Origin of the sequence: Photorhabdus bodei, from assembly GCF_003287735.1 — a bacterium.
Classification (GTDB): domain Bacteria; phylum Pseudomonadota; class Gammaproteobacteria; order Enterobacterales; family Enterobacteriaceae; genus Photorhabdus; species Photorhabdus kayaii.
Window position 1 is genome coordinate 125,155 of record NZ_NSCM01000003.1, and the last position, 17,447, is coordinate 142,601.

The following is a 17,447-nucleotide window of genomic DNA, read 5'->3' on the forward strand; positions in this document are numbered from 1 at the left end:
ATTGCGATATTGACAAACATGAAAAGCAACCACGCATCAACGCAGTCGGTCAACAACTACTCAACCTATATCAAGCTGTCTCTTGTGGCTATCATCTGGGGAGGAACATTTGTTGCAGGTCGATACATTTCTGTCGAGACACCGCCCTTGCTATCAGCAAGTCTCAGATTCATTCTTGCGGGCATGACGTTAACTATCTTCCTCATTTTATCAGGAAAGATGTTCGTCAAGATTAGCCTATCTCAGTTATTGAAAATCACTGGACTTGGCCTCTGCGGAATATACACCTACAACCTGTTCTTCTTTTATGGTCTGCATCACACAACCGCATCCAGAGCTTCACTTATCGTGGCACTGAATCCAGCAGTAATGGCGATTTTCTCATATCTCTTTTATAAGGAAAGACAATCGCCATTGAAAATACTGGGAATTATTCTTTGTCTGCTTGGTGCAATGATCGTGATTTTTAGCAAAACACCACAACTGACGGTGGGAGAAGAGGGTAACTGGTTGGGTGACAGCTTGATCTTTGGCTGTGTTTTAAGCTGGGTTGCTTATAGCGTCTTCTGCAAGAACATTGTGAACCAAATCGGCCCGCTACATACCGTTACATACTCCATCCTGGCAGGCGCGATCATGCTGACAGCAACGGCCATTTTCACAGAGCAAATGAGTTTATCTGCAATACATACATTGCCCATAACTGATCTCTACAGCTTACTTTATCTCGGTGCAGTAGGTTCAGCGGTGGCCTACATCTGGTATTACGACGGAATCCAAAGAATTGGTTCCACTCGCTCTGGCGTATTCATTGCGCTTAACCCTTTGACCGCGGTATTGCTCGGCGCAGTACTATTAGACGAGAAATTAACATTCCCAATGTTCATCGGCGGTGCGCTTGTAATCGGAGGTATTTTGATCTGCAATAAGAGATCAACCGATAAAAAACTTATTCCACACAAATCTAAACCTGGAATCAACCATATGGTGAAAACAAAGAGTTACAGGAGATAAGCCAGAAATTTCCCCCTATCGACGCTTTGGTACAGAACAAAAGCGTCTATGCTTACAGAAATCTGATGGCAAGCCCGATTTCTGAACTTACCATTATTGACTTTTTATAGTCTATATTTGGTCTTTTTTGATGAGAAGGATTCTATGCGTTATTCAGAGAACAGATTAAGCCTATCTGCTACCTTAAAGCCAATGCAGCCAAGATAATGACGACACTCATTGAGTTCCACTCACCGATGATTATTACGCAAAATGGCGAAGCAAAAGTGGTGATTCAGGAAACTATGGCATTGTTAAAAATTTTGGCTTTAGGGAAACAACAGGTTAAAGCGAGCGAAATTACACTGGTAAAAGATGTGGTTCAACGTTTAAAGAATAAAGGGAAGTTCGCCTAATGCCATATTATGTCGCGCTGACTAGAAATCCGAAGCGATTTAGAGGATATTTATGATTACCAATGGTCGGAGGGATATGCAAACCCTGCTTACTCACCCCGGTTGCTAAATGGCTAGATTTTCTCTGCATATGTCACATTATCAAATAATTTATTCAATCCACACACAGTGCCGAACAATGAATGTTAAGCTCACAAGTTAAAGACAAAAAATCTAAATAGCCCAAACAATGCTTAAAACATCATGCAACGAATTATTGCGTGAAAACAGATTTAAAAAGGGAGTTTCTAAGTTATCGGCATGAAAGGAAGACTTGGAGCGGGAAACGAGACTCGAACTCGCGACCCCGACCTTGGCAAGGTCGTGCTCTACCAACTGAGCTATTCCCGCATTACTGACTGGTGATAACCTGAAATAATATACTAATCCTAGGAAATCAATTGCGAATCTAAACTTGGAGCGGGAAACGAGACTCGAACTCGCGACCCCAACCTTGGCAAGGTTGTGCTCTACCAACTGAGCTATTCCCGCGTCACCGATTGGCTAACGATAGCCAGAAATAACATACTGATTCCAAATCAAAATTTGGAGCGGGAAACGAGACTCGAACTCGCGACCCCGACCTTGGCAAGGTCGTGCTCTACCAACTGAGCTATTCCCGCATATCTTTTAGTATGCCATCCATACCTTATGAAATTCTTCATCGGTATGGGGAGCGCATTATACGAAAAATCGTTGCGCTCGCAAGCCCTTCAACGCAAAAAAACAAACTTTTCGGCCAAATGACGATTTAAACATCAACATAGATTAATTAATCGTCATACTGAGCTTGCGTTATCAAACCAGCTAAAACTTTCTGGCTTACAGTTGAATAAAATGTTCCCGATAATAGGCTAATTCAGCAACTGATTCACGGATATCATCCAGCGCCTGATGAGTATTCTGTTTCTTAAACCCAGCGAGGATTTCCGGCTTCCAGCGACGAGCTAATTCTTTAAGTGTACTGACATCCAGATAGCGGTAATGAAAGTAAGCTTCCAATTCTGGCATATAGCGGAACAAGAAACGCCGATCCTGACTCACACTGTTACCACAAATGGGAGAAACACCTGCCGGAACCCATTTTTCTAAAAATTCAATCGTCGCCTTCTCTGCCTCACGATCATCAATTTTACTGGCTTTAACACGTTCAACCAACCCACTGCCCGTATGGGTGCGCACATTCCATTCATCCATCAGAGCAAGTTGTTCATCAGACTGATAAACCGCAATGACAGGCCCTTCAGCCAGGATATTCAAATTTGCATCGGTGACAATTGTCGCAATTTCAATAATGCGATCCCGCTCTGGATCTAAGCCCGTCATTTCTAGATCTATCCAGATAAGATTGTGCTCACTTTTTGACATGTTATATCCTAGATTGGAGAGAGAGTTATTATTAATGGTGTATCATAGCGCTTTTAAGCAATAACAGCGATAAATGTGGAACAAGTGAGGTTCGGTGGCTAAGCATAAACTATCCAAAGGCCAGCAACGGCGGGTACAGGAAAATCATCAGCGCAGGCTGAAAAGACAGGATAATAAACCTGAAATGGATGATAGTCAGTTAGGTGAACCTCAGGAAGGGCTAGTTATCAGCCGTTTCGGCCAACATGCTGATGTCGAGGCAGAAGACGGTTCTATACAACGTTGTAATATTCGCAGAACTATCCGCTCATTGGTAACCGGCGATCGAGTGGTATGGCGTCCTTCGCTGCAAACCCAAGTAGATGTTAAAGTGAATGGTATTGTTGAAGCCGTTCACGAACGGACTTCCGTACTTACGCGGCCTGACTATTATGATGGTATTAAACCTATCGCCGCCAATATTGATCAAATAGTGATTGTGTCAGCCATTCTTCCTGAACTGTCACTCAATATTATCGATCGCTATCTTGTTGCCTGTGAAACATTGGGCATTGAACCGTTGATTGTATTGAATAAAATTGATCTTTTGGACGAAGAAAGCCGTGCATGGGTCAGCGAAATCATGTCCACATACCACAACATTGGTTACAGAGTATTGAAACTCTCAAGCCATACTGGCGAAGGTATGGAAGAATTAACGAAGATGCTCGCAGGTCGAATCACTATTTTTGCCGGTCAATCTGGTGTGGGTAAATCAAGTTTACTCAATACACTCTTGCCGGAAAGTGAAGCAGAAATCTTGGTCAATCAGGTTTCAGATGTTTCCGGTTTAGGTCAACACACCACAACAGCATCCCGTCTTTATCATTTCCCTCATGGCGGTGATGTTATTGATTCTCCTGGTGTTCGAGAGTTTGGCCTGTGGCATTTAACACCGGAGCAGATAACTCAGGGTTTTATCGAATTCCGTGATTATCTGGGCAGTTGTAAATTCCGTGATTGTAAACATCGGGATGATCCAGCGTGTGCGTTACGCAAGGCAGTGGAAGACAATGAAATAAATCAAGAACGTTTTGAGAATTATCACCGTATTCTCGATAGCATGGATCAAATTAAGCCACGCAAGACTTTTACAGATAACGATAGCTAACTGACATCAAATGAAAGGACAGGTACAATAACCCCCTTTTGTCTAATTTTGCCAATAGAATCCAAGAGGTTGACGTGCTGGATAACATTAAAATCAGGTTGCACTATTTACTGCCTAAACAGGGAATAACTCATCTAGCTGGCTGGTTTGCCAACAAAAAAGCTGGCTGGTTTACTCAACTGGCAATCAAGGCGTTTGCCCGTGTTTATAAAGTGGATATGAATGAAGCGAAAGCGCCTGAGTTTTCAGCATACACCACATTCAATGAGTTTTTTATCCGCCCATTAAAAGATGATATTCGCCCAGTTGTCAGCAATGAACACCAATTAGCTCTACCTGCTGATGGTACTATCAGTCAGTTAGGCAATATCCGAACATACCAGCTCCTTCAAGCCAAAGGACATCACTACACACTTGAAGCTCTACTCGCCGGCAATCACCAATTGGCAGAGATATTCCGTGATGGGCAGTTTGTAACGACTTACTTATCACCTAAAGATTATCACCGTGTACATATGCCTTGCGATGGATTACTGAAAGAGATGATCTATGTCCCAGGCGATCTATTCTCTGTCAATCCATTGACTGCTGCCAACGTGCCAAATCTGTTCGCTCGTAATGAAAGAGTCATCTGTCTGTTTGAGACTCAATTTGGGCCCATGATACAGATTCTGGTTGGTGCAACTATCGTCGGCAGTATTGAAATGGCTTGGTGTGGTACGGTTACACCACCACGGGAAGGTATTATCAAACGCTGGACTTACCCCGAAGCCGGCGCAACTGGCACAATTTCTTTAAAGAAAGGTGAAGAAATGGGGCGTTTCAAATTGGGTTCTACCGTCATTAACTTGTTTGCACAAAATCAGATACAGTTAGCCGGGCATTTAAGCAGTGGCTCAACAACCCGCATGGGTGAACTGTTAGCCCAAGCTATCATGCCTGACGAACCCACTGACAACATAAGCTAATCCCTTGCCAAGGAGAGCCCTTTATCGTGCGCCTGATTATCAGCTTACTGCTTAGCCTGATCATTATTAATCCGGTTCTTGCTGCGATTCCACTTGATGAGAACCAGCTCAAACAAGAACTGAAACAAATCGAATCCAGCAAAAACCCGCAGGATGCAGAAGTTACTCAGGCGTTGCAAGGCGCTCTCAATTGGATTGCCGATACTAAATCAGCTAACGACAGAACACAAAAGTATCAGACCGCCATTGATGATTTTCCTAAAATAACGAAAGAACTTCGTCAAAAATTACTTACTGAAAGTGATACTCCCCGCCCAATTCCTGCTAACCAACCCATAGCAAGCATTGAGCAACAGATCATTCAAGTCAGCAGTCGGTTGCTAGAACAAGGGGGGCAATTACAGCAAGAACAGGACAAAGGACGGGAAATCAGTGACTCTCTCGTACTATTACCGCAACAACAATCAGAAGCACGACGCTTGCTAACTGAAGCATCTTCTCGCCTGCAATCATTAGGAACACCCTCCACCCCATTAGCAGAAGCTCAATTTGCCTTAGCCCAAGCCGAAGTCAATGCCCACAAAGCGACAGTCAATGAACTCGAAATAGCTCAACTTTCTGCGAATAATCGACAGGAAATTTCCCGTATGCGGGTTGAACTGTTCAAAAAGCGATATCATCGACTTGATCTTGAACTGCAACAACTCCGTAGCCAACTTAATGCACAACGCCAGCAAAAAGCAGAATTAGCCCTAGAACATACCGAGATGCTGGCGGAACAAAGTGATCAGCTACCAAAATTTCTGCTTGATGAATTACAACTGAACCGGAATTTATCTCAGGAATTAAATCAACAAGCACAACGAATGAATGTCATCGGCTCAAAGCAACGCCAAGCCGCCAGTGATATTATTCAGGTCCGGCAAGCATTGAATACTATTCGTGAACAGGCACAATGGCTCGGTGGCTCTACAACACTCGGAGAAGCGCTCCAAACTCAGCTTGCCCGTTTGCCTGACATGTCTAAACCACAGCAACTTGATCGGAATATTGTCAAATTCAGGGTCGATAGGCTGAAATACGAAGACATGCTGGAGCAGCTACAAAAAGACACAAAACCCGTACAGAAAAGCAACGTTGCGTTAACTGCTGAACAAGAGAGGATTTATGATTCTCTTACCCGCACCCGCAAAGAATTACTTAATTCATTATTATCTGGTTACGACAGTGAAATCCTTGAATTGACCAAACTGAAAGTCGCTACCAGTCAGCTAAATGATGCGCTAACCGAAGTTAAAGAGGCCACACACCGTTATCTATTCTGGGTCGCGGATGTTAACCCCATTTCGCTCAATTACCCAATTAGTGTTGTGCAGGATCTGACCCGTCTATTATCGCTGGATACCTTCTCTCAGTTAAGCGGCGCTCTAATAGTCATGCTGACCACTCAGGATACGCTGCTGTATCTGCTTGGAACCCTATTCCTGGTTATATTCAGCGTCGGTTCTCTCCGCCATTATCATGCATTCCTTGAACGCGCGAGTAACCGTATCGGCAAAGTCACCTATGATCACTTTTCCCTCACTTTACGTACCGTATTCTGGTCGGTTGTGGTCGCGTTACCTTTGCCCATGCTCTGGTCCGCCATTGGCTATGGGCTGCAAAGCGCTTGGCAGTATCCTATGGCGACAGCTATTGGTTATGGTGTCAGTGCTACGACGCCCGTATTATGGATCTTCATACTAAGTGCCACTTTCGCCCATCCCAATGGGTTATTCATTGCCCATTTTCGTTGGCCGGAAGAACGTGTTAAACGGGCTTTACGATTCTACCAACTATCTATCTTTGCTATTGTGCCGTTGGTCATGGCATTGATAACGTTTGAACATTACAGTGATCGAGAATTTTCTTCCACACTCGGTAGGCTCTGCTTCCTCGTCCTGTGCATCTCCTTAAGCCTGATCACTAACAGCTTGAAACGGGCAAAAGTCCCGCTCTATCTGGATAAAAATGGCTACGGCGAAAATGTTATCAATATTGCTCTCTGGTGGATTTTACTCTCTGCGCCGATAGTCGCAGCGCTAGCTTCCATACTCGGGTATTTCAGCACATCACAAGCATTGCTAGGGCGTTTAGAGACTTCCGTTGCTATCTGGTTCTTCCTACTGGTTATTTACCATATTATCCGCCGTTGGATGCTGATTCAGCGACGCCGGATCGCTTTTGACCGGGCAAAACAGCGACGGGCGGAAATTCTGGCCCAACGCGCCAAAGGAGAAGACGACTCAACAGGTTCAAGCAGTATCGAAGGCGCCATTGAAGTTGAGGAACCCATTATTGATCTGGATGCAATCAGCGCCCAGTCACTGGGATTAATCCGTTCAATTCTGACTCTGCTTGCCTTGGTTTCACTCATTTGGCTCTGGTCTGAACTTCATTCCGCTTTCTCATTTCTAGAAAATATCCGACTGTGGGATGTCACCACCACAATAAACAATGTAGAAACTGTTCAACCCATCACCGTAGGTTCTGTCTTGATTGCTATCTTGGTGATTATTATCACCACTCAACTGGTGCGTAACCTGCCCGCGCTGCTTGAGTTGGCCCTACTACAGCATTTGGAACTTACGCCAGGTACCGGCTTCGCCATCACCACACTCACCAAATACACCATTACTTTGATTGGGGGTTTAGTGGGTTTCTCCCTGATTGGTATTGAATGGTCAAAATTGCAATGGCTTGTCGCTGCGTTAGGGGTTGGATTAGGTTTTGGTTTACAGGAAATCTTCGCCAACATCGTTTCTGGCCTGATGATATTGTTTGAAAAACCCATTCGTATCGGAGATACCGTGACTATCCGCAACCTGACCGGTAGCATCACCAAGATCAATACACGGGCAACAACCCTGTCAGACTGGGACAGAAAAGAGATCATTGTTCCTAACAAAGCCTTTATTACCGAGCAATTTATTAACTGGTCATTATCTGACACCATCACCCGTGTCGTGCTGACAATTCCTGCGCCGGCAGAAGCTAGCAGTGAAGAGGTCACCCAAATCCTGTTAACCGCGGCTAAACGCAGTTCTTTGATTCTTGATAACCCGACACCTGAAGCCTATCTGGTTGATCTTCAACATGGTATTCAAATATTTGAATTACGTATTTATGCTGCTGAAATGGGGCATCGCATGCCTGTTCGTCACGAAGTCCATCAGCTTATTTTGCAAGGATTCCGCGAACACGGCATTACTCTGCCATTCCCGCCATTTCAGGCGAGTATTGATGTGGTTGGTCGGGATATTCGCAGTGCGACAACAAATAGATCAGGCCGTAATCCACCACGTCAACCGGGTAGTTTGTAAAAAGATAATGAAGCACTGAGCATCTGTACTTGGATCAACTCACCCTATTTCAGGCAAAATATGGCCTTTTACCGCCATCCTATGCTTGAAATAGGCTTTGCGAAGCAATTAATGTCGCGCCACAAGAGGTTTTCATTCCCTCCAGCGCATACATTTGTCCATTGGAGCTGACTATTTTAGGCGTCCCTTCCACAATGGTTTGATTGCCACCACATTTTGGACAGGATACCGCATCCCCAACCCGAGCCGCTTTCTTCCCTAACACATCAAAGCCTCCATCACCGGCTAACACCTTGCCACCATGCGAAGTCGAATCACCGACCAAAATAATAGGACGTGACATATTTCCCTACATTAACTAATAATTAAATATTAATTTCAGCTTCCAACATCTGGCTATCATGACGCCATAACTTGATTAAAGAAAACTTATCTAAATAAAACTCATTGAAATAAATTACATAATTATGTTAATTGAACACCTAAAAAATTTACCTTATTAACTGTTTGAAACAAAAAATTACACATAATTAAATTATCAACCTTGATATCCATCAGCTCAAAATATAAATTTACATTAATATTTGATCGAAAAAAAGACAAAGGTGGATATGAAAAATTTTGAGGACTTCTATAGGGAAGCACTTTCACAAATAAAGCATGATCTGCGCAACGCGGCGCAAGAGCATCCACACCTAGCTCCGTTTACCCCCGAATCCGGCGACCCAGATATTCTCCGCGTACTGGAAGGTTTTGCGCTTATCACTGCCGGTCTTCAACAAAAAATTAATGATGGTTTCCCGGAAGTCGTCAACCCGCTTCTACGAAAAGTATGGCCGATACCTTTACATCCGATCCCGTCAACCAGCATTGTCCAGTTAGATATTCAACCGGGCAGCATGACTGAAACCACCAACATTGCCAAAGGCAGTGAAATTTCCGCCATACAGCAGAACCAATCCATTACATTCAGAACCACTCAAGATATCAATATTGAACCCATCACTTTGGTCCATAAAACGCTGACACACAGCGGAGACAAAAGCCTGATATCACTGACCTTTCAATATCATGGGCAAACTCCCCACTGGAAGACAGGGCAAATCTCACTTTTTCTCGGAGAAGATCAAAAACTGGCGTCTTTACTGACCAAATACATAGATCAATCGCTGAACAAAACTTATCTGAAAACATCCCTAAAAGAGACGAAGATGTGGCTGGCTATTGAGATCGCTCCACGCCTGAAAGAAAACTTGGTCCTGCCAAGACCACATGACTATTTCTGGCCGTTGCAGGTGTTATACGAATATCTCTATCTGCCACATATTAATGATTTTATGTCATTTGATTTATCGAGGGAAATTGCTGAGCTCCCTTTGGGAGAGGATAAGCAATTTACCATTATTCTAGAATTTGACTGTAATATTCCCATCGAGGATATTACCCCCGCATTTATTCCCCATTGCGCATCGGTTATCAACCTGGTTCCGGCAAGAACAAAACCGATAGTATTTGAAAAGGATAAATCGCGTTATGTATTAGCGGCAGATGAAATCTTTGGTATTGATAACGTTAAACTCCAATCCGATCCTGATGGAACATCCAGTGGATCTGACCACTGCATTCCTCTTATCAATAGAACGCGACTGGCCGCCTGCCATTTTGCCGAACCCAGTGACAAAATATTACTTATTGTCGATTGGGCCATTTTTTCTTGGTCATATTGAATCAGTCAGATCTCTGGTCAAACAACTTGATACCTTCGCGCGTCTGGACACCCCGCGTAGCCAGCATATCCAGCGCATGGCGGACGGTCTCAACGCTATCTACATTGAACCATACTACCATCTTGACAAGGGAATTCCTGTGAGAGGTCAAGCCATCACACTGCACATGACACCAGAACATTATGAACATGAAGGAGAAATGTATGCTTTTGCCAAAACACTACACACCGCTTTCTCCCTCTGCCTGGTTGAAACCAGCTTTCACAAATTAACCGTTATCAATAACGGCACCAATGAATGCTGGGAATTTTGCAAGATGCCCGGGCATCAGAAGATCATGTAACGTCATGAGGAAAAATTATGAAAACTGGACTCCGCTTTTCCTGCACTATCGGCAATCTGCCGCCCATGACTTTCGCGGTAGTGAATTTTACATTAGATGAAGCGCTTTCATCGCTATTTACCCTGTCTCTCACATTAGCGGCAAACCGTTCAAATATAGACACGGACACCCTGCTGCTCCAAACCGTCCGGTTCACCGTTACCCGTGACGATATTCTGCAACGTGAAGTAAAAGGATTGGTTGCAAGCGCGGTCATTGGGATCACAAATCGACATCAAACTCAATATCACCTGACAATCAGGCCAGAAATGTGGCTGCTGACACTCGATCAAGACAGCCGTATCTATCACCAGCTCAGTGTCCCCGATATTTTACAACGCATCCTGAAACAGAAGAAACTCCGGGCCAATATCCATTTGAATAACCCACATTCAATACGGGAATACGTCACCATGAAAAGGGAATCATCCTATGATTTCTTTACCCGCCTGGCGGCTGAGGAGGGGATTTTCTTCTGGTTCGCCGATGACGGGCTCTATCTGAGTGATAGCTACCTGAACATGAGAGCGCCGGATACGCTGATTTACAACCCGGACATTGCCAACGCAGTAGAAGAAAATGTTATCTACAAATGGTCTCTTGGCTCCTACATGCGCCCGGAATCTACCGACCAAAAAGACAGAAATTATCACAACCCCAATTACGCTTTACAGCATAACGCCACGGATTTTGAAGCGGAGAACGGCACGCCATTTCATATTTTTGAAAGCTACGGCCGTTTTCAGAAAGATAAAGAGGGCATCCCGTTTACCCAGTACCGGCTGGAAGCCCTGCGTGTTGACAGCAAATCAGGGCAAGCGGACAGTAATTGTATCCGATTAATGCCCGGCAGAATCTTTACATTAACCAACCACCCGATTGACGCCATGAATGATCGCTGGCAAGTCACCTCTTCCCAACACATCGGGCATGTCCCCGCCGTGCTGGGCGATGGCGGAACCGGCACTACCCTGAATTCACACACCCGGTTCATTCCTGGTCGCAATAACTGGCGTCCCCCATACCGCTATAAGCCATTGGCCGATGGCGACGAAGTTGCAACCGTTGTCGGGCCTGGGACTGAAGAAATTTACGTCAATAAAGATGGCGCGGTTCGCGTTCATTTCCACTGGAACCGTTATGACGCGCCTGACGACCAGGCTTCTTGCTGGGTGCGGGTTGCACAAGGGTGGAATGGCAACGGATTTGGTTTTCTGGCAACACCGCGAGTCGGTCAGGAAGTGATTATCTCCTATCTCAACGGCGATATTGACCGGCCTATTATTACCGGATGTACTTACAATGGCCTTAACCGCCCACCGCTGAATCTACCTGCGGAAAAGACGCGCACCACGTTCAGAACCAAAACACATTAAAGGTAATGGCTTTAACGAATTACGTTTTGAGGATGAAAACGGCAGTGAAGAAGTATTTATTCATGCTCAACGGGATATGAATACGCTGATTCTGAATGATGAAACCCACAATATTGGGCATAACCGGACACATCATATTAAACATGATGCCCATTTACGCATTGATAATGAGTACCGCGTACAGACGGGAAATGACATTTCCCTATCTACGGGGCAGAAACTCCATATCAAGACAGATGATGCCCTGTTAACTCAAAGCGGTAATGAAATTCACCTAAGTTCCGGCGCTAAAGTCGTGATTGATGCCGGCAGTGAACTGACCCTACAGGCCGCCGGGCACTTCCTTAAAATCGATGCGGGCGGTATTACCAGCAGTGCGAGCATTAACTTCGGCAGTGGATCACCCGGCAGCGGCTCAGGCTGGGGTGGCAAGCTACCGGATAGGCTGGATAAACTGAAACAAACCTGTGTCGTGCAGGCAGAAAAAGCCCTGACGACACCATTGAAAGAAATCTGTCTGACCTGTCTGATGAAAGCAGAATTGAATGGTACGGCAATGGTTATCAGGGGGCAGTCATGACGCCAGAATTACAGAAAAAATGGAGTGAATACAGAGAAACACATCCCGAAATGAAATGGTATGCCTTAGTCAGCGCCCTACAGTATGAACGTCATTTTGCTGAGGAGATTAAGTATATCGCCGGCATGAATAATCCCCTGTTCCGGCAATACCCGGATGCCAAAATTGCGTTCGCGGGACCGTGGTTGTTTGATATGGCTTATGCGAAATCATGGGAAGAAAAGTTATCTGCGCTGGAAAAGGCTGCACCTTCGGTATCCTGGCTACACACCACGCTGTCTTTAGACAAACTGACTCGTCACCTTGAAAACTACCTGAATGTTGAGCTGGAAACGGGTGAAACGGCATTACTGCGTTTTCACGATCCCCGCATTTTGCATCAAATTCGGGATATTTTCAGCCCAGAGCAATTGTCGGCATTCACTGACGGTATTCATGAGTGGGTGTATTCTTTTGATAATAATGATCATTTCGTAAAAGGGGCCTAACGATGATAAAACTCAGCAAGGAGCAGGTCGCTAAATTTATTGATGCGGAAGATGAGGCTTATGTGACCCAGATCCGACAACGTATTCTGGCTGAACACAGTGAATTAGTCGAAAATGAAAGCGAACACAGCCTACACGAACGATTAAAGAAAGCTTATCTGGATTTGGTTGAGGTGGGGTTCAAGGATGAAGCATTGATCCGCTCTTATTTATATTTCGTTGCGTTTAACCGTGATTTTCACGGCTCGCCAGCAATCCAGAATATGTTGAACGCCGGGGATAGCCCGGAACAACAATACCGTGATTATTTGCGGGTTATGGATAATTTATTAAAAAGGAGAAATTAATATGCCATTACCACTCCTTGCGCCAGCGGCTCCCGCTCTTTTAGCTGCTGCTGAATGGACACTGGCTGCTTGTGCAGCGGGATTAGCCGCCGTTGGTGTGATGGAAAGCACCAAAGATAAAGAAGGTGAGCAAGACAAGGCAAAAGCGGATACAAAAACAATTGCTTCGTCCCGTACCGAATGTGAGAAATGTCCGGCTATTGGGAAAGTAATGATGGTTTGGGAAAAAACCACATCGTATTCAGAAATAACAATTGCTTATCAAACGAAAATTGCCGGGACGATATACAACCCTGAATTAAACATAATTGAAACTTGGTTATGCATGGATACAAATTTTGATGGTTGGAAACCTGCACAATGCTTATTTCTTGAGGCCAAAGCTAAATATGATCAGTTTTTTGAAAAAGGTAAACCCAAACCTTGGTGGAAATCGTCCAACTACTCAATGCAAAAACAAGGAAAAAGACAACAATGGGTGTGTACTTCATTAAACAGTATACCAAATTCTCATTGGCATTTTATGCAACCTATAAGCTATGCCTATTATTTAGAAAAATTATCTATTTATCCCAATATTAAAGTATTTCATACCCCTTACTAACCGAATAATTTCTAATAGGAAAAATGAATGACTATTTTATCTTTAGATATAGAAATATATACAGATTGGAAAAATCCATTAACTCCAGACATTGCAGTTAATGATACCTATAAAATCGTAAAACAATTAGAAGATATCTTCTTTGGATACTCTAAAATATGGTACTTAGGCGGAAATAGCCGCGAAGAAGCATTAACTCGGGTAGCTTTTGATAAGAAAGGAATAACAGACGAATGTATAAACGACTTTAAAGAAAATTATACAGAAGAAGATCCTACGGTTATATCAGGAGTCTGGGATGGAGGCGAGGATGGGCAAGCATGTTCAATTAGTTACTTTAATTATCATGTTGAAAGACAAGGCCAAACAAAAATAGAGATTAATATATCCATTAAAGAAAAAGAGTTTCGCTTTCTTAAGTTGATTGATTTTATCAAGTTTCTGGTTTTTAGCCATAACTCACCTTATATTATGGTAGAAACTGATAATTATAGAATAAAAAGAAAACAAGTCTTCCCAGACCGTTTAAGTGCTGGCTGGATGCTCTATTTACCAATAGAAATAGACCCAGCTTTAGTTCCAATGGCAGAAGAAATAATATCTATTTCTGATAAAAATGACAAAAAAGGCTCATTGATTATTACGACAAAAGATATTTTTGATATTGAAAACCAGGAGCATATCAATAAATCCAATGATATTGAAATATGTTTACGGGATTTACAAATACTACCATTGATGACAGAGTTATAAATATGACAAATAGAGCCGTAATCCGATTAAACGACACAACCGATCATGGTGGTAAAGTTATTACCGCCATTGATGATTGCGTGTATCAAGGCGTGCCTATTGCTGCTAAAGGTGATTTAGTAAACTGCCCTAAGTGCAAAGGGGTTTTCCCTATTGTGGAAGGTAGTAATGACTTAAAGCATCAGGGAAAACCTATTGCATTGGAAGGTATGCAAACAGCCTGTGGCGCAAAACTGATTGCCAGCCAGAAAGATTTTCTCACTTAATGAGACAACAATCACTTTGGCCTATTTAAGGCAGCACTGACGACGCTGCGCTTGCCTTCTCCGTTTTACCGGGCTAATACATTAATCCGGTAAAACAGAGAGCCGAGAAAAATACCATGATTATTGGCGGGTTATAGATAATTTATTGAAAAGGAGAAATTGATATGCCATTACCACTTCTTGCGCCAGCAGCTCCCGCTCTTTTAGCTGCTGCTGAATGGACACTGGCTGCTTGTGCAGCGGGATTAGCCGCCGTTGGTGTGATGGAAAGCACTAAAGATAAAGAAGGTGAACAAGACAAAGCAAAAGCGGATACACAAACAATCGCTTCGTCCCGTACCGAATGTGAGAAATGTCCAGCAATTGGCAACGTTACGATGGTTTGGGAAAAAACCACATCGTATTCAGAAATAACCATTGCCTACCAAACAAAAATTGCCGGGACGATATACAACCCTGAATTAAACCTAATTGAAACTTGGTTATGCATGGATACCAATTTTGATGGTTGGAAACCTGCACAATGCTTATTTCTTGAGGCTAAGGCTCTGTATGATCAGTTTTTTGAAGACGGGTTACCCAAGTGGTTTTATGCTGAATTTAAGAAAAAACCAACAGATAAGACCGGGCTTGAAAGCATGATGTGGCAAGCAGAAAGACAAAATAATGCATGCGCTTCATTAAAAAATATTCCTAAATCACATTGGCATTTTCTGCAACCAATATCTTACGGATATTTTACCAAGGCTTTTGTTAAATTTATTAACATTAAAACATTTAATACACCTTAAATGTGGATATTTATTTTAAAATTAGGATTAAAAAAATGAACATAATACACGCTAGAATAGAAATGTTTTATGATTTAAAAGAGAAGATAACACCGGAATTAGCATTGGATGACACATACTGCATCATGCAACAAATAAATAAGGTATCTAATAGCTCAAGTAGATGGCATCTACCAGGATATGATCTAGACGAAATAAAAGAAAATAACGTTTTTGATGGAAATGGTATTACTGAATATGCCATAAATCAATTCAAAGAAAGTTATGATGAGAATTTTAAATCTATCATAAAAACATTATTTGATGTTCCAGGTGATGTAAAGTTAAAAAATAGAATCATGTATTCAAGCCGAGATTATGATAATAGGCTAGGAAAAACAGATGTAGGTATTGATCTTAGTTTCGAAAAAGAAAAATTCAATCATTCTAAGTATATTGATTTCGTAGCTTCTTTAGTTAGCAACCATTACTCTCCAATAATCATGATGGATGCCAGAGGATATTCGCTAAAACAAAAACAAGTCTTTCCAGATAGGGTTTATGCCGGCTGGATGCTCTATTTACCAATAGAAATAGATCCGACTTTAGTTCCAATGGCAGAAGAAATAATATCTATTTCTGATAAAAATGACAAAAAAGGCTCATTGATTATTACGACAAAAGATATTTTTGACATCGAAAACCAGAAGCATATCAATAAAGCCAATGATATTGAAATCTGCTTGCGGGATCTACAAATATTACCATTGATGACAGAGTTATAAATATGACAAACAAAGCCGTAATCCGATTAAACGACCTAACCGATCATGGTGGTAAAGTCATTACCGCCATTGATAATTACGTGTATCAAGGCGTACCTGTTGCCACTAAAGGTGATTTAGTAAACTGTCCTAAATGCAAAGGGATTTTCCCTATTGTGGAAGGAAGTGATGACTTAAAGCATCAGGGAAAACCTGTCGCATTAGAAGGTATGCATACGGCATGTGGTGCAAAACTAATTGCCAGCCAGAAAAATTTTCTCGCTTAATGAGACAATAATCACTTTGGCCTATTTAAGGCAGCACTAACGACGCTGCGCTTGTCTTCTCCGTTTTACCGGGCTAATGCATGAATCCGGTAAAATAGAGAGCCGAGAAAAATACCGTGATTATTTGTGGGTCATTGGATCATTTATTGAAAAGGAGAAATTGATATGCCATTACCACTTCTTGCGCCAGCAGCTCCCGCTCTTTTAGCTGCTGCTGAATGGACACTGGCTGCTTGTACAGCGGGATTAGCCGCCGTTGGTGTGATGGAAAGCACTAAAGATAAAGAAGGTGAACAAGACAAAGCAAAAGCGGATACACAAACAATCGCTTCGTCCCGTACCGAATGTGAGAAATGTCCGGCAATTGGCAACGTTACGATGGTTTGGGAAAAAACCACATCGTATTCAGAAACAACCATTACCTACCAAACAAAAATTGCCGGGACAATATACAACCCTGAATTAAACATCATTGAAACTTGGTTATGCATGGATACCAATTTTGATGGCTGGAAACCTGCACAATGCTTATTTCTTGAGGCCAAAGCTAAATATGACCAGTTTTTTAAAAATGGAGAGCCTAAAAATTTCTATAAAGATGTAAAACTAAAAGGAGATATGTCTGGGCATGACAGTATGATTTATCAGGCTAGAAGGCAGAATTTAGTGTGCGAGACATTAGATAATATTCCAAAATCCCATTGGCACTTTCTAGAGCCAATATCTTATGAATACTTTCTTACGGCATTTTCTATGTTTCCTAACATTACGGTATTTAACACTAAACTTTAATCATTCGCACAAAAA

Annotated in this window: 18 protein-coding genes, 3 tRNA genes and 1 pseudogene; 17 read left to right on the forward strand and 5 right to left on the reverse strand. The window is 42.7% G+C overall.

The genetic code is table 11. The annotated features are described in order from the left end of the window. The first annotated feature begins 18 nt into the window (after positions 1-18). Together CKY02_RS03970 and CKY02_RS03975 are read left to right on the forward strand one after the other, a co-directional pair. A complete protein-coding gene (locus CKY02_RS03970) occupies positions 19-1,014 on the forward strand; it encodes a DMT family transporter (protein WP_112894303.1) in 996 nt (331 codons plus the stop codon). A gap of 206 nt (positions 1,015-1,220) precedes the next feature. After that, a complete protein-coding gene (locus tag CKY02_RS03975) occupies positions 1,221-1,409 on the forward strand; it encodes a hypothetical protein (RefSeq protein ID WP_112894304.1) in 189 nt (62 codons plus the stop codon). A gap of 314 nt (positions 1,410-1,723) precedes the next feature. On the opposite strand, the gene CKY02_RS03980 is transcribed toward CKY02_RS03975, so the two are convergent. The 4 genes from CKY02_RS03980 to orn all read right to left on the reverse strand — a co-directional run bounded on the left by CKY02_RS03980 (position 1,724) and on the right by orn (position 2,816). Then, positions 1,724-1,799, reverse strand: a tRNA-Gly gene (locus CKY02_RS03980). A gap of 65 nt (positions 1,800-1,864) precedes the next feature. After that, positions 1,865-1,940 (reverse strand) — tRNA-Gly (locus tag CKY02_RS03985). Between the two features lie 55 nt (positions 1,941-1,995). Next, a tRNA-Gly gene (locus CKY02_RS03990) sits at positions 1,996-2,071 on the reverse strand. A 199-nt stretch (positions 2,072-2,270) separates the two neighbouring features. After that, the gene (gene orn / locus CKY02_RS03995) at positions 2,271-2,816 is read right to left on the reverse strand and encodes an oligoribonuclease (RefSeq protein WP_112894305.1); all 546 of its coding nucleotides are present in this window, start codon (positions 2,814-2,816) and stop codon (positions 2,271-2,273) included. 94 nt (positions 2,817-2,910) lie between these two features. Here orn and rsgA point away from each other — a divergent pair, with 94 nt between their 5' ends. The 3 genes from rsgA (at position 2,911) to mscM (ending at position 8,296) form a co-directional block, all read left to right on the forward strand. Further along, entirely contained in the window at positions 2,911-3,966 is a 1,056-nt protein-coding gene (gene rsgA, locus CKY02_RS04000) for a small ribosomal subunit biogenesis GTPase RsgA (RefSeq protein WP_112894306.1), read from the forward strand. Between the two features lie 74 nt (positions 3,967-4,040). Beyond that, complete coding sequence (gene asd, locus CKY02_RS04005; protein WP_112894307.1) at positions 4,041-4,934, forward strand: archaetidylserine decarboxylase; 894 nt, start codon at positions 4,041-4,043, stop codon at positions 4,932-4,934. Positions 4,935-4,960: 26 nt separating this feature from the next. Beyond that, positions 4,961-8,296, forward strand: a complete 3,336-nt coding sequence (gene mscM, locus CKY02_RS04010) for a miniconductance mechanosensitive channel MscM (protein WP_112894308.1) — start codon at positions 4,961-4,963, stop codon at positions 8,294-8,296. 79 nt (positions 8,297-8,375) lie between these two features. Here mscM and CKY02_RS04015 read toward each other — a convergent pair whose 3' ends face one another. Continuing rightward, positions 8,376-8,639: a PAAR domain-containing protein gene (locus tag CKY02_RS04015; protein ID WP_112894309.1), complete on the reverse strand. Its 264-nt coding sequence runs from the start codon at positions 8,637-8,639 to the stop codon at positions 8,376-8,378. A 268-nt stretch (positions 8,640-8,907) separates the two neighbouring features. On the opposite strand from CKY02_RS04015, the gene CKY02_RS04020 reads away from it, so the two are divergent. From CKY02_RS04020 to CKY02_RS04070, 12 genes and pseudogenes are all read left to right on the forward strand, one after another. Next, a complete protein-coding gene (locus CKY02_RS04020) occupies positions 8,908-10,023 on the forward strand; it encodes a type VI secretion system baseplate subunit TssF (RefSeq protein ID WP_240001985.1) in 1,116 nt (371 codons plus the stop codon). Continuing rightward, on the forward strand, positions 9,971-10,366 hold the full coding sequence (locus CKY02_RS25495) for a type VI secretion system baseplate subunit TssF (protein ID WP_240001986.1): 396 nt from the start codon (positions 9,971-9,973) through the stop codon (positions 10,364-10,366). The genes CKY02_RS04020 and CKY02_RS25495 overlap by 53 nt, the downstream gene beginning before the upstream one ends. A gap of 17 nt (positions 10,367-10,383) precedes the next feature. Continuing rightward, positions 10,384-12,361 (forward strand): annotated as a pseudogene (locus CKY02_RS04025) (type VI secretion system Vgr family protein). Next, positions 12,358-12,849, forward strand: coding sequence for a DUF4123 domain-containing protein (locus CKY02_RS04030; RefSeq protein ID WP_112894310.1), 492 nt, complete (start codon positions 12,358-12,360; stop codon positions 12,847-12,849). The pseudogene CKY02_RS04025 and the gene CKY02_RS04030 overlap by 4 nt, the downstream one beginning before the upstream one ends. 2 nt (positions 12,850-12,851) lie before the next feature. Next, positions 12,852-13,196: a hypothetical protein gene (locus CKY02_RS04035; protein WP_112894311.1), complete on the forward strand. Its 345-nt coding sequence runs from the start codon at positions 12,852-12,854 to the stop codon at positions 13,194-13,196. A 1-nt stretch (position 13,197) separates the two neighbouring features. Continuing rightward, on the forward strand, positions 13,198-13,800 hold the full coding sequence (locus CKY02_RS04040) for a restriction endonuclease fold toxin 5 domain-containing protein (protein ID WP_112894312.1): 603 nt from the start codon (positions 13,198-13,200) through the stop codon (positions 13,798-13,800). A gap of 27 nt (positions 13,801-13,827) precedes the next feature. After that, positions 13,828-14,553, forward strand: coding sequence for an immunity 52 family protein (locus CKY02_RS04045; RefSeq protein ID WP_112894313.1), 726 nt, complete (start codon positions 13,828-13,830; stop codon positions 14,551-14,553). 2 nt (positions 14,554-14,555) lie between these two features. Next, on the forward strand, positions 14,556-14,819 hold the full coding sequence (locus tag CKY02_RS04050) for a PAAR domain-containing protein (RefSeq protein ID WP_112894314.1): 264 nt from the start codon (positions 14,556-14,558) through the stop codon (positions 14,817-14,819). Positions 14,820-14,983: 164 nt separating this feature from the next. Beyond that, positions 14,984-15,610 (forward strand): restriction endonuclease fold toxin 5 domain-containing protein, encoded by a 627-nt coding sequence (locus CKY02_RS04055; RefSeq protein ID WP_112894315.1) that lies wholly within the window; start codon positions 14,984-14,986, stop codon positions 15,608-15,610. Between the two features lie 35 nt (positions 15,611-15,645). Next, on the forward strand, positions 15,646-16,374 hold the full coding sequence (locus tag CKY02_RS04060) for an immunity 52 family protein (RefSeq protein WP_112894316.1): 729 nt from the start codon (positions 15,646-15,648) through the stop codon (positions 16,372-16,374). Positions 16,375-16,376: 2 nt separating this feature from the next. After that, positions 16,377-16,640 carry a PAAR domain-containing protein gene (locus tag CKY02_RS04065; protein ID WP_112894317.1) on the forward strand — a complete coding sequence of 88 codons (264 nt, stop codon included), beginning with the start codon at positions 16,377-16,379 and terminating at the stop codon, positions 16,638-16,640. A 165-nt stretch (positions 16,641-16,805) separates the two neighbouring features. Continuing rightward, complete coding sequence (locus CKY02_RS04070) at positions 16,806-17,432, forward strand: restriction endonuclease fold toxin 5 domain-containing protein (protein WP_112894318.1); 627 nt, start codon at positions 16,806-16,808, stop codon at positions 17,430-17,432. Positions 17,433-17,447: the final 15 nt, after the last annotated feature.